This window comes from Ruegeria sp. AD11(2025) (assembly GCF_056542405.1).
On record NZ_JBQFZU010000008.1, the window covers coordinates 92,130 to 104,366 of the forward strand.

13 protein-coding genes are annotated in these 12,237 nt (G+C 59.8%); 6 read left to right on the forward strand and 7 right to left on the reverse strand.

All coding sequences use genetic code 11. The features are described from left to right. The first annotated feature begins 118 nt into the window (after positions 1–118). From ACR1XY_RS10130 to ACR1XY_RS10140, 3 genes are all read left to right on the forward strand, one after another. Entirely contained in the window at positions 119–1,765 is a 1,647-nt protein-coding gene (locus tag ACR1XY_RS10130; protein WP_480592763.1) for an electron transfer flavoprotein-ubiquinone oxidoreductase, read from the forward strand. Between the two features lie 104 nt (positions 1,766–1,869). Then, entirely contained in the window at positions 1,870–3,582 is a 1,713-nt protein-coding gene (locus ACR1XY_RS10135) for a tetratricopeptide repeat protein (RefSeq protein ID WP_480592765.1), read from the forward strand. Then, positions 3,572–4,393: a 4-(cytidine 5'-diphospho)-2-C-methyl-D-erythritol kinase gene (locus ACR1XY_RS10140; protein ID WP_480592767.1), complete on the forward strand. Its 822-nt coding sequence runs from the start codon at positions 3,572–3,574 to the stop codon at positions 4,391–4,393. Before ACR1XY_RS10135 ends, ACR1XY_RS10140 begins: the two co-directional genes overlap by 11 nt. Here the strand turns inward: ACR1XY_RS10140 and ACR1XY_RS10145 are convergent. Then, complete coding sequence (locus ACR1XY_RS10145) at positions 4,386–5,384, reverse strand: polyprenyl synthetase family protein (RefSeq protein ID WP_480592769.1); 999 nt, start codon at positions 5,382–5,384, stop codon at positions 4,386–4,388. The genes ACR1XY_RS10140 and ACR1XY_RS10145 overlap by 8 nt on opposite strands. A gap of 55 nt (positions 5,385–5,439) precedes the next feature. On the opposite strand from ACR1XY_RS10145, the gene ACR1XY_RS10150 reads away from it, so the two are divergent. The 3 genes from ACR1XY_RS10150 to ACR1XY_RS10160 all read left to right on the forward strand — a co-directional run bounded on the left by ACR1XY_RS10150 (position 5,440) and on the right by ACR1XY_RS10160 (position 6,711). Then, positions 5,440–5,655 carry a putative signal transducing protein gene (locus tag ACR1XY_RS10150; RefSeq protein WP_480592771.1) on the forward strand — a complete coding sequence of 72 codons (216 nt, stop codon included), beginning with the start codon at positions 5,440–5,442 and terminating at the stop codon, positions 5,653–5,655. Further along, on the forward strand, positions 5,652–6,425 hold the full coding sequence (locus ACR1XY_RS10155) for a tRNA1(Val) (adenine(37)-N6)-methyltransferase (protein WP_480592773.1): 774 nt from the start codon (positions 5,652–5,654) through the stop codon (positions 6,423–6,425). The genes ACR1XY_RS10150 and ACR1XY_RS10155 overlap by 4 nt, the downstream gene beginning before the upstream one ends. Positions 6,426–6,546: 121 nt before the next feature. After that, the gene (locus tag ACR1XY_RS10160) at positions 6,547–6,711 is read left to right on the forward strand and encodes a YdcH family protein (protein ID WP_170327212.1); all 165 of its coding nucleotides are present in this window, start codon (positions 6,547–6,549) and stop codon (positions 6,709–6,711) included. Here ACR1XY_RS10160 and yddG read toward each other — a convergent pair. The 6 genes from yddG to ACR1XY_RS10190 all read right to left on the reverse strand — a co-directional run bounded on the left by yddG (position 6,708) and on the right by ACR1XY_RS10190 (position 12,202). After that, positions 6,708–7,574 (reverse strand): aromatic amino acid exporter YddG, encoded by an 867-nt coding sequence (gene yddG / locus ACR1XY_RS10165; RefSeq protein ID WP_480592775.1) that lies wholly within the window; start codon positions 7,572–7,574, stop codon positions 6,708–6,710. The genes ACR1XY_RS10160 and yddG overlap by 4 nt on opposite strands. Beyond that, on the reverse strand, positions 7,571–8,518 hold the full coding sequence (locus ACR1XY_RS10170; protein WP_480592776.1) for a transcriptional regulator GcvA: 948 nt from the start codon (positions 8,516–8,518) through the stop codon (positions 7,571–7,573). Before ACR1XY_RS10170 ends, yddG begins: the two co-directional genes overlap by 4 nt. Positions 8,519–8,819: 301 nt before the next feature. Beyond that, complete coding sequence (gene phbB / locus ACR1XY_RS10175; RefSeq protein ID WP_480592778.1) at positions 8,820–9,542, reverse strand: acetoacetyl-CoA reductase; 723 nt, start codon at positions 9,540–9,542, stop codon at positions 8,820–8,822. Positions 9,543–9,728: 186 nt separating this feature from the next. Further along, entirely contained in the window at positions 9,729–10,904 is a 1,176-nt protein-coding gene (locus ACR1XY_RS10180) for an acetyl-CoA C-acetyltransferase (protein ID WP_480592780.1), read from the reverse strand. Between the two features lie 184 nt (positions 10,905–11,088). Then, positions 11,089–11,922 carry an EAL domain-containing protein gene (locus tag ACR1XY_RS10185; protein ID WP_480592782.1) on the reverse strand — a complete coding sequence of 278 codons (834 nt, stop codon included), beginning with the start codon at positions 11,920–11,922 and terminating at the stop codon, positions 11,089–11,091. A gap of 91 nt (positions 11,923–12,013) precedes the next feature. Beyond that, the gene (locus ACR1XY_RS10190; protein WP_480592784.1) at positions 12,014–12,202 is read right to left on the reverse strand and encodes a hypothetical protein; all 189 of its coding nucleotides are present in this window, start codon (positions 12,200–12,202) and stop codon (positions 12,014–12,016) included. Positions 12,203–12,237 lie beyond the last annotated feature (35 nt).

Here is a 12,237-nt window from a genome sequence, read left to right on the forward strand (position 1 = left end):
TGTTACGCCGTGTTTTGATTGACCAAGGTCTTTCAGACCATGTAATCAGCCGTGAAACAATATTGCGCAGACCACGCAGTGAAAGCGCCAATTCGGAAAGTTAGCTAAGGAGCCCGCGATGGCCGAGATTGAACGCGAAGCGATGGAATACGATGTGGTGATCGTGGGTGCAGGCCCCGCGGGCCTGTCGGCGGCCATCCGTCTGAAACAGCTGGACGCGGACCTGAACGTCGTTGTTCTGGAAAAGGGTTCGGAAGTGGGCGCGCATATCCTGTCGGGTGCGGTGTTGGACCCCTGCGGCCTGGACGCGCTGATCCCGGACTGGAAGGAAAAAGGCGCGCCGCTGAACGTGCCGGTGCACGAAGACAATTTCTATATGCTGGGTGAGGCGGGTAAAATCCGCATCCCCAACTTCCCTATGCCGCCGCTGATGAACAACCATGGCAACTACATCGTCTCGATGGGTAATGTCTGCCGCTGGATGGCCGAACAGGCCGAAGAGCTGGGTGTGGAAATCTTCCCCGGAATGGCCTGTTCCGAACTGGTCTATGGCGACAATGGCGAGGTCAAAGGCGTGGTGGCCGGTGTGTTCGGTCTGGAACCCGACGGATCCTACGGTCCGGGCACCGAGCCGGGCATGGAACTGCACGGCAAGTACGTCTTCCTGTCAGAAGGTGTCCGTGGTTCGCTGTCAAAAGAAGTCATCGCCAAGTACGACCTGTCTGCGGGCAAAGAACCGCAGAAATACGGCGTCGGTATGAAAGAGATTTGGGAGGTCGACCCGGCCAAGCACAAGGAAGGCACGGTCACGCATACCATGGGCTGGCCTCTGGGCAGCAACGCGGGTGGAGGATCGTTTATCTATCACCTTGAAAACAATCAGGTCTATGTCGGTTTCGTGGTTCACCTGAACTACAAGAACCCGCACCTGTATCCCTACATGGAATTCCAGCGCTTCAAGCATCACCCGATGGTGGCTGAGCTGCTGAAAGGCGGCAAGCGCGTGGCTTACGGTGCCCGTGCAATCACCGAAGGTGGCTATCAGTCGATGCCTAAACTGGTCGCCCCCGGCGTGGCGCTGCTAGGCTGCTCGGCGGGCATGGTCAACGTGCCACGCATCAAGGGCAACCACAACGCCATGCTGTCGGGCAAGGCAGCTGCTGAAGCCGCATATGACGCTATCAAAGCCGATCGTTCGGGTGATGAACTGACTGCCTATGAGGCCGACGTGCACGATGGCCCCATTGGTAGCGACCTCAAAAAGGTGCGCAACGTCAAGCCGCTTTGGTCGAAATACGGCCTGACTGCCTCGCTGGTGCTGGGCGGCATGGACATGTGGACCAACACACTGGGCTTCTCGCTGCTGGGCACGCTGGGCCACGGCAAGAACGACGCGCAATCGACCGAAGAGGCCAGCAAGCACCAGCCCATCGACTATCCCAAACCCGATGGTACGCTGTCCTTCGACCGTCTGACCAACGTCTCGTTTGCGATGACCAACCATGAGGAAAGCCAGCCCTGCCATCTGAAACTGACCGATCCGGACATCCCGGTGAAGGTCAACCTGCCCAAGTTCGACGAACCGGCGCAGCGCTATTGCCCGGCGGGTGTGTACGAGATGGTCGAAGATGAGAACGGCTCGCGATTCGTCATCAACTTCCAGAACTGCGTGCATTGCAAAACCTGCGATATCAAGGACCCCAGCCAGAATATTACCTGGACCACGCCGCAGGGAGGGGATGGCCCGAACTATCCCAACATGTAAGCGAAAATCCGGGCACTGGCAGGGTCGTGAAGGCTCTGCCATTGCCTCTTGCCTACCAAAGCCCTAGCTTATTGCGCAGACAAGAATAGCAAGGCAGGATTGTGGTGGTTTCTCTGGTTCGTCGCGCAGCGCTGGCTGTGCTGTTCACCTCGTCTTTTGTTTTTCCGGTTCAAGCGGATACGGGGTCTGGCGCTTATCTGGCCGGCCGTCAGGCGATTTACGAGAACGACTATACCGCGGCCGAGAAATACTATGCCCGGGCCCTGCAGGCCGATCCCGAAAATGCGACGTTGTTGGAAAGCGTTGTCGTCGCGCGCTTGTCCTTGGGCGAAGTGCAGCGCGCGCTTCCGGTTGCACAGGCCATCGAGGATATGGGCCTGCCCAGCCAGGCGGCGCGGATGGTGATTACTGCCAACCTGGTGGCCGAGGGCAAACTGGACGACCTATTGGCTCTGGATCATGAAACACAGGGCGTGGGGCCTCTGGTTGATGGTCTGATGAAGGGCTGGGCCTATATGGGGCAGGGCGCCATGACCCGCGCTTTGGAGCAATTCGATGAGGTTGCCACGCAGGACGGGCTGCGGGACTTTGCGCTGTACCACAAAGCGTTGGCACTGGCGTCGGCGGGTGATTTCGAAGGCGCAGAAGAGGTATTCACGGCGCATAACGGTGCTGTGTCTCGCTTTTCACGCCGCGCGGCCCTGGCCCGGGCCGAGGTTCTTTCGCAACTGGATCGCCACGATGAGGCGCTGCAATTTTTAGCAGAGGTTTTTGCCGCTGGCAGCGATCCGTCCATCGAAGGCTATGCCTCACGACTGAGCGCCGGTGAAACGCTGCCGTTCACCCATGCGCAATCAGCACAGGATGGCATGGCCGAAGTGTTCTTTTCCGTGGGCGCCGCGCTGAGCAATGAGGCTGCCGAGAACTACGTTTTGCTTTACGTGCGCATCGCCGCGTTTCTACGGCCCGGCCACGTGGACGCAATCCTGCTCAGCGCCGAGTTGCTGGACGGGCTGGAGCAATATGATCTGGCGGTGGACGCTTATCGCAAGGTTCCGCCCAGCAGCAGCGATTACCACGCCGCCGAACTGGGACGGGCCGAAGTGCTCAGCCGGTGGGGCAAGAAAGATGCTGCGGCCGAAGTGCTGCAGACGCTCGCCAGCCAGAGCCCGGATCTGCCCAGCGTGCATGTGGCGCTGGCCGATCTGCAGCGCCAGCAAGAGGAATACGCGGCAGCCGTCGCATCCTATGACAGGGCAATCGAGCTGACCGAGGGCGCCTCGGGCGGCAACTGGTTCCTGCATTATGCCCGTGGTATCTCGCACGAACGGCTGAAGAACTGGGATCAGGCCGAGGGCGATTTCCGCCGCGCATTAGAACTGAATCCGGACCAACCTCAGGTGCTGAATTATCTGGGGTACTCGCTGGTTGAACGGCAGGAAAAGCTGGATGAGGCGCTTGATATGATCGAACGCGCCGTCGCCGCACGACCTGACAGTGGCTATATCGTCGACAGTCTGGGCTGGGTCCTGTTTCGTCTGGGCCGCTATGACGAGGCGGTCGAGCATATGGAGCGAGCGGTCGAACTGATGCCGGTTGACCCAGTAGTGAATGACCATCTGGGTGACGTTTACTGGGCCGTCGGCCGTGGGCGTGAGGCCGAATTCCAATGGAGCCGCGCCCTGTCCTTCATCGACCCGTCAGATACGGATGGCGAGGCCGACCCCGAGCGCATCCGCCGCAAGCTGGAAATTGGGCTAGACGCGGTTCTGGCCGAAGAGGGGGCCGAACCGCTGAAGGTCGCCAATGGCAATTAAGGCCTTCGCGCCAGCCAAGATCAACCTTACCCTGCATGTGACCGGCCAACGGGCGGACGGCTATCACCTGCTGGATTCTCTGGTGGTCTTTGCAGACATCGGCGACACGCTGGTGTTCACACCGGGCTCCGAATTGTCAATGATGGTCACCGGTGAACACGCGGTGGGCGTGCCCGCGGACAACCGCAATCTGGTCTGGAAAGCCGCCGAGGCCGCGGGCTGGACCGGGCATATCGATTTGAAAAAGGTGCTGCCCCATGGCGGTGGGATCGGAGGCGGGTCATCGGACGCTGCGGCGACGCTGAGAATGATCGCGGATCAAGGAGCGACCGTCTCGGCAGACGTAGCATTGTCTTTGGGTGCGGACGTTCCTGTCTGCATGTTGGCTTCCGGCGTGCGGATGCGCGGTATTGGCGAGCATTTGAATCCGATCACATTGCCCCCATTGCCCGCCCTGCTGGTGAATCCCGGCGTCGAAGTGCCCACAGGCGCAGTGTTCTCGGCTTTGGACAATTGTGACAACCCGTCCATGCCAGGCATGATCCCATCATTCGACACGCCTGAGGTCTGTGCTGCGTGGTTGCGGGATCAGCGCAATGATCTTGAGCCGCCCACCACCGGGCTGGCCCCGGATGTGGCACGTGTGCTTGAGGAACTGGCGGAGACCAAACAAGCTCTTCTGGCCCGCATGTCGGGCTCAGGCTCGACCTGTTTCGCTTTGTATCCAACGATGAAAGACGCGCATTTTGCGGCTTATGAGATCGGTGCGGCCCATCCCGATTGGTGGTGCCGCGCGACGCAGCTTAATTGAGGCGCGAGACCACGTAGTCGGCCAGATCGCGCAGCAGGGTGCGGATCTCGTGATCGGGCAGGGCGTCCAGCGAAGCCTTGGCTTTGGCGGCCCATCCGAACGCATCCGCGCGGGTAGCGTCCAGAGTGCCGTATTTACCCATCAGGCTCAATGCGTGATCAAGATCGCCATCTTCCTGACGGCCCCGGCCAATGGTGCGTTCCCAAAAGGCGTGTTCCTCGGGGGTTGCTTGCGCCACGGCCTTGATTACCGGCAGGGTCAGTTTCCGCTCACGGAAGTCGTCACCGACGTTCTTGCCTGTGGCCTTACTATCGCCCTGATAATCCAGCAGATCATCCGCGATCTGGAAGGCAATACCCAACGCGTCGCCATAGTCATACAACGCCTTGACCTGTTCCTCGGATGCTCCGGCGATGACGCCGCCTACCTCTGTCGCGGCCGAGAACAGGGCGGCCGTCTTGCCGCGCACGACCTGCAGGTAAATTGCCTCATCCGTGCCCAGATCGGTGGCGGCTGTCATTTGCAGCACTTCGCCCTCGGCGATCGTGGCCGAGGCATTGGCCAGAATGTCCAGGACCCGCAGCGATCCGGTCTCAACCATTAGCTGGAAGCTGCGGGAAAACAGGTAATCACCGACCAGAACGCTGGATTTATTGTCCCACAGCAGGTTCGCCGTGGGTCGCCCACGCCGTTGGGCGCTTTCATCCACCACATCGTCATGCAGCAGCGTGGCGGTGTGGATGAATTCGACCGTCGCCGCCAGCCGCACATGGTGGTCGCCCGGGTAACCGAACAGGCGGGCCGTCGCCAGCGTAAGCATCGGGCGCAGGCGCTTACCACCGGCCTCGACCAGATGTGCGGTCACTTCGGGAATGCGCGGCGCATGTTCTGAGGCCATGCGCGTGCGGATCAGCTCGTTGACTGCGCCCATTTCACCAGCCAGAATTTCCGCCAGCCGTTCATGCGGTTTCGTGATCGTGTCGATTTCCATCACACTCCTGATACAAGGCTCGACTTTCAGCGTACCTTGCCCTTACATCCGTCCCATGAAAGAACTTTTGCGCAGCACCGATCCAACGATCCTAGCCTTTGCTTCGGCCCTTCTTGAGGGCGAGGATATAGACTGCTTTCAGATGGACGTAAATATGAGCATCCTCGAGGGCGGCATCGGAATCTTCCCGCGCCGCCTGATGGTGCGTGCGGATGACCTGAACCGCGCTGAAAGAGTGATGCGCGACAACGAGATACCGTTGGGACGATGAACCTGTTCCCCAATAGTGATTTGACTTGTAACGACTTTTTAAACGGGCGTGTGCGCCTGTGGCAACCGCGTTCCGGCTATCGCGCCGGGGTGGATCCGGTGCTGTTGGCGGCGTCGGTTCCGGCGACACGTGGTCACACCGTGCTGGAACTGGGCTGTGGGGCCGGGGCTGCAATCCTGTGCCTGTTGGTCCGTGTGTCGGGGCTGCAAGGGGTCGGGGTGGAGCTGCAAGCGCCCTATGCCGACCTGGCGCGCCGAAACGCGGTGGAAAACGGTGCGTCGCTGGAGGTGATCGAAGCAGACCTAAGTGCTCTTCCTGCCGACTTGAAACAGAGACAGTTCGACCACGTGATTGCCAATCCGCCCTATTATCGCGCCGGGGCGCATAGCCGTGCCGCGGATAAAGGGCGTAGCGTGGCTTTGGGGGAAGAGACTCCTTTGGCCGATTGGTTCGACGTTGCCGCCAAACGCCTCGCACCGCGCGGGTACCTGCATATGATCCAAAAGTCCGACCGTTTACCCGACATGCTGGCAGCTTGTGCAGGGCTTCTGGGGTCGGTCGAGGTGCTGCCCCTGGCCGCCCGTACCGGTCGCGCTGCCGAATTGGTGATTTTACGGGCCAGAAAGGGAGGGCGGGCAGCATTTCGGCTACACGCACCACTGATTTTACACGCGGGCGACCGGCACGAAAAAGACGGTGAAAGCTATACGACTCAGGTCTCTGCCGTGCTACGCGACGGGGCCGCGATCTGCGGCATTTTCGACCGATAGGCAGTAACCAGCCGAATTTGTCGGATTTGTGACAGAATCTGTGCGTATGCAGCGTGACAGGGTGGAAACGATGTGGTCAACTTCTTACGTGAAACTCAGACACCAACAGAGGAGTATCGCCATGAGCGTGAGCGCACACCTGACCGAACTGAAGAAAAAACACGAATCTCTCGGTCTTGAAGTTGAACAAGCCCAACGCTCGCCTGGCATCGACGATCTCCATATTGCTCAGCTTAAAAAGCAGAAGCTTAGGCTTAAGGAAGAGATCGAGCGACTGTCGAACTAGCGTCTTATACTGGCCCGCGCGGCAATCGCCGCGCCACCAGTGATGAACACGGCCGCGATCGCCAAACCCCAGGACGGGGCGGCGATCCCGGCCACAACCAAAGCCAGCGTAGACAACAGGGGTGCCGCGTAGGACGCCGTGCCCAGCATCTGAATGTCGCCCTGCTTGACCCCGATATCCCACACATAGAACGCCAGCCCAACCGGCCCCAGCCCTAGTGCTGCAACCGAGGCCCAGCCGATGACGGTGCTTGGCCAGACGGTCTCCTCAATGGCCAGATGCAACAGGCCCGAGGCGATGGCTGTGATCATGCAGAACACGGCAACAGAACTGGTTGGCGTATCCCCCAAACGGCGTGACAGGACCGAATAGCCTGACCATGTCAGGGCGCATAGCAGCGCCAGCCCATAGCCGGGCAGGTGATCGGACTGAAACCCCATACTGCCGCCCCCCGCAATGATCACAGCAGCGCCGGTAAAACCAAGGCAGGCACCGATTAAATGCCCGATGCGCAGATGCTCACCCGGCAGCAGCCCGGAAAACAGCACGATCAGCAATGGCCAGAGATAGGCAATCAATCCGGCCTCGGCTGCGGGGGCCATACGCAGGGCCGAGAAATACAGTGCGTGGTACCCGAACAGCCCGATGGTGCCGAACAGGTATGTCGTCCACGGTACAGCGCGCAACTGGCGCAACCCGCCGCTGGCCCATGTCCAGATCAGGCCCAGAGTACCTCCAACCGAAAAGCAGATGGCGTTCAGCAGCAAGGGCGGGGTCGGAGATGATCCGACGGTGAACAAGGCCAGCAAGGCCCACAGCAAAACGGCGATAAACCCGATGGCTGTTGCGCGTGTTCTGGTCATGGGGCAGGGACATCTTCCACCGGAATGATCTTGAATTCGTTCGAGATATGCGCGGTTTTCTCGATCTCGGCAACGAACCAATCCCGAAAGGCCGCGATCTGGGGCCGGTTTTCGGCACCGGGCAGGCACAGAAATCGGAATCGTCCGCGAGTCTCGATGGCAACTTTGAAGGGGGCAACCAGTCGCCCCTCGGTCATGTCTTTCAGGATTATGGCGCGGCGGCCCAGCACCACGCCAACCCCCGCAACAGCGGCATCAATCGCGTGATCGGCGTTCGAGAATCTCGCTCCATGTTCGGGTGTGAAATCGATCCCCACAGCCCGGAACCATGTTGGCCAGTCGCAGCGTGGCCTGAGGAACGCAATCGAGTCGTCATGGATCAACGGAGCGTCCTTCAGGCTCTCGGGGGTTGGATAGCGCTCGGCCAGTTCCGGGGTCATGACCGGGGTCAGCCATTCTTTGCGAACGGGAACCGAGTACAACCCCTCATCCGGGCCATAGCCGAAGCGAATGGCCACATCCACATCATCACGTTCCAGATCCATGATCCGCAGGGTGGCCGAAAACTTCAGGTCAATCTCAGGATGCGTCCGCGCAAAGTCATAGAGCCGTGGTGCCAGCCACTTGGCCGTCAGGGCTGGGCCTGCGGTCACCGTCAGGCTGGTGTCGTTGCCTTGCCGTCTGGTCGTCTGCCACGCGGCCTGCAGAGTGGCGAACCCTTCGGCCGCTCCGGGGGCCAAGGTGCGCCCCGCCTCGGTCAGTTCCACTGCGCGATTCAGGCGGCGAAACAAGGGGCGACCCAGATGCTCTTCCAGCGATTTGATCTGAAAGGACAGAGCGGCGGGCGTGACGTGCAGCTCTTCTGCGGCCTTGGCAAAAGACATGTGCCGCGCAGCTGCATCAAAGGCGCGTAAGGCGGTAAGAGGGGGTAGATAGTCACTCATTCGGATAAGATTTACTTAACTGAGACGGTTATAAAGCTCGTTTGTCTGCTATTTTTGTAGGCTTCATATTGGGATCAAGTCAAATGAACTGTTCTGAAAAAAGGAAATCGCCATGATCGAAGCGACTACGAATCCCGCCGCCGCCCGCGCTTTTCGGCGCGCCCATCAGGAACGGGCCCGTGTCATCAATGAAGTGCTGAACTGGTTGTTCGGTTCCCGCTGAGCGCAGCGCGCGCGTTCTTACGGGATACAAAAGGGCCGGTCCATATGGACCGGCCCGATTTCTTGCTGGATGGTCGGATCAGACGAAGAACTGCGCACCGTTGGCCGAAATAGTCGAGCCGTTGATGAATTGAGATTCGTCGGATGCCAGGAAAGCCACGCATCGGGCGATTTCTTCGGGCTCACCCAGACGTCCGGCCGGAATCTGGCCGATGATGGATTCACGAACTTTTTCAGGAACCGCCATGACCATCTCGGTCGCGATGTAACCGGGGCAGATCGCGTTGGCGGTGATCCCCGCGCGCGCACCTTCCTGCGCCAGCGACTTCACGATGCCCAGATCGCCCGCCTTGGTCGCGGCGTAGTTCACCTGAGCGAACTGCCCTTTTTGACCGTTAATCGAGCTGATGACGATCACGCGGCCAAACTTACGCTCGCGCATACCGGGCCAGACGGGGTGGACAGTGTTGAACACGCCGGTCAGGTTGGTGTCGATCACGTCTTTCCACTGATCGGGGGTCATCTTGTGGAAAGGAGCATCACGGGTGATGCCCGCGTTGGCGACTACGATGTCGATCGGGCCAACCTCGGCCTCAACCTTTTCGATACCCGCTTTGGATTCGCCATAATCGGCCACGTTCCACTTGTAGGTGGCGATGCCGGTTTCCTCGGTGAATTTTGCCGCCGCTTCGTCGTTCCCGGCATAGGTGGCTGCAACGTTATACCCTTCGGCCTTGAGCGCCTTGGAAATTGCTGCGCCGATGCCGCGGGAGCCGCCGGTTACGAGTGCTGTACGTGCCATTGAGGATTCCTCCAATTTAGTCTGCTTGGTAATTCTGTTACTCTGAGAGAGATTGTTGCGCAATATCGTTTCGCGTTCGATTTCGTCTTTCTTTCCGGCGATATTGTCGCATCTATCGGGTAAGGGGTAATTGTAACAAAAAAGGGCGCCCGACGGACGCCCCTTTATGTCTAATTGTCAAAGCACTTAGTCACGCTCCACACAGAGGGCGACACCCATGCCGCCGCCGATGCAGAGAGTTGCCAGACCCTTCTTCGCATCACGGCGTTTCATTTCGAACAACAGCGTGTTCAGGACGCGGCAGCCCGAAGCGCCGATCGGGTGGCCGATGGCAATCGCGCCGCCGTTGACGTTCACGATCGACGGGTCCCAACCCATGTCCTTGTTCACGGCGCAGGCCTGCGCGGCAAAGGCTTCGTTGGCTTCGACCAGATCCAGATCGTCAACCGACCAGCCCGCTTTCTCCAGTGCCTTGCGCGAGGCATAGATCGGGCCGACGCCCATGATCGACGGGTCCAGACCGGCAGTTGCGTAGGATGCGATGCGGGCCAGAGGTTCGATGCCGCGCTTCTCGGCGTTTTCGGCCGACATCAGCAGGGTTGCCGCCGCACCGTCATTCAGGCCCGACGCGTTTGCCGCGGTGACCGAGCCATCCTTGGTGAAGGCCGGGCGCAGTTTTGCCATGGCTTCCATGGTGGCGCCGTGGCGGATGTATTCGTCGCTGTCCATCACGATGTCGCCCTTGCGGGTCTTGATGGTGAAGGGCGTGATTTCATCCGCAAACTTGCCAGCCTTCTGCGCGGCTTCGGCCTTGTTCTGCGAGGCCACAGCGAATTCATCCTGCGTGTCGCGGCTGATCTGCCATTTCTCGGCGACGTTCTCGGCGGTTTGACCCATGTGATAGCCATTGAAGGCGTCCCACAGGCCGTCGCGGATCATCGTGTCGATATACTTCATGTCGCCCATCTTGTGACCGGCGCGCAGAGCAGCGGCATGGGGCGAGAGGGTCATGTTCTCCTGACCGCCAGCGGCAACGATCTCGGCATCGCCCAGCTGAATATGCTGAGCGCCCAGAGCGACGGCACGCAGGCCCGAGCCGCAAACCTGGTTGATGCCCCAGGCCGCGCTTTCCTGCGGCAGACCGGCATTGATATGCGCCTGACGCGCCGGGTTCTGACCCTGCGCGGCTGTCAGCACCTGGCCCATGATGGTTTCGCTGACCTCACCCTTTTCGACACCGGCGCGTTCGACGACAGCCTCGAGAACGGCGGCACCCAGATCATGTGCGGGTGTGTTTGCAAATGAGCCGCCAAAACTGCCGACACCGGTGCGTGCTGCGGATGCGATTACTACGTTGGTCATATAGACAATCCTTTACCATCAAGGTCCTGTGGGAACCGTAACGGCGCGGATCGCAAAGGCAAAGCCCCTGTGAACCAGAGCGCCTCCTGATCCCCCGCTCCAACTGAACATGGCATAGCGCAATGCTGCAAATGCAGCAACGGTCACCTTGTCTCAGGGTGCCCTAACGGCAGTTCTTGCGTGTCTAACTGCCGGTTTGCTGGGCTTTTTGGTCTTTCCACGGGGCCGAGACGGTGGGGGTGCCGAATAAAAAACCCTGCAAACAGTCCACGCCATTGGCGACAAGAAATTCCGCGTCTGCCTTGGTTTCAACCGATTCGGCCGTCACCAGGATTTCGAATTCCCGTGCCACAGCGACCAGAGCGCGGACCAGCGCCTGATTGTCGGGGTTGTTGCTGATGCCACGTATGAACTGCCCGTCAATCTTGGCGGCGTCGAACAGAAACTCGCGGAAATGGCGGAAGCTGAAATTGCTGGCACCGAAATCGTCCAGTGCAAAGGCCACGCCGCGCGGTTGCAGCCGGTCCATGAAATCAATCACCAGTTCCGGCACTGTCATCGCCGAGCTTTCCGAAATTTCCAGAATAAGTCGTTCACCGATATTGGCGTCTTTTTTCAGGAACCGCTCCAGTACCCGCGAGTACCGCGCATATCCGATCGAGCGGGCCGACATGTTGATGGACAAGCGGATATCGGGGTTCCTCGCCAGCGTCCGCAGCCCCATTTCCAGCGCAACGCAATCCAGATCCCGCCCGATGGGGGTGTTTTCCAGCTGAGGCATGAAATCCCGCGCGGGAATGACCCGCCCGGTTTCGTCCAGAACCCGGATGAAGCCCTCGTAAAAAGCCACGCCAAACGGAGGGTGAGCTTGCATTACGGGCTGAAAGGCCAGTTTACACTGTTTGTGCTTAACCGCCTCGGTCGCCATCTGAACCGTGGACGTATCGCGGGATGCGACAGCCGCATTCAGAGGGCTTTCGGCACCCTCGGGCACATCTGCCTGCTTTTTGTCCCGCATAGCTTTGCCATTCCCGTTACGTCGCCGTTCGGGGTCTGATTTCAGGCCAAAACTATGAATCTGTGGTTAAAGGGCGTGAAATTGATGCGGTTCAGCGCGTCGTTTCCCAGACGCGGCCCAAAGCGGCGGCTGCGCCGACCACGGCCCCCATAAAGCCGAGTGCCAGCATGGCAAATCCCAGCGCAATGATGCTGGGCGCGCCTCCCGCCAGTGCCGACATCGTTGCCAGAACCAGCCCGACCAGACCAAGAACGGTTGAAAAAGTTGTCAATCTGGACATTTCGGCCTCCGGCTACTCGATACGGGTCACATCCG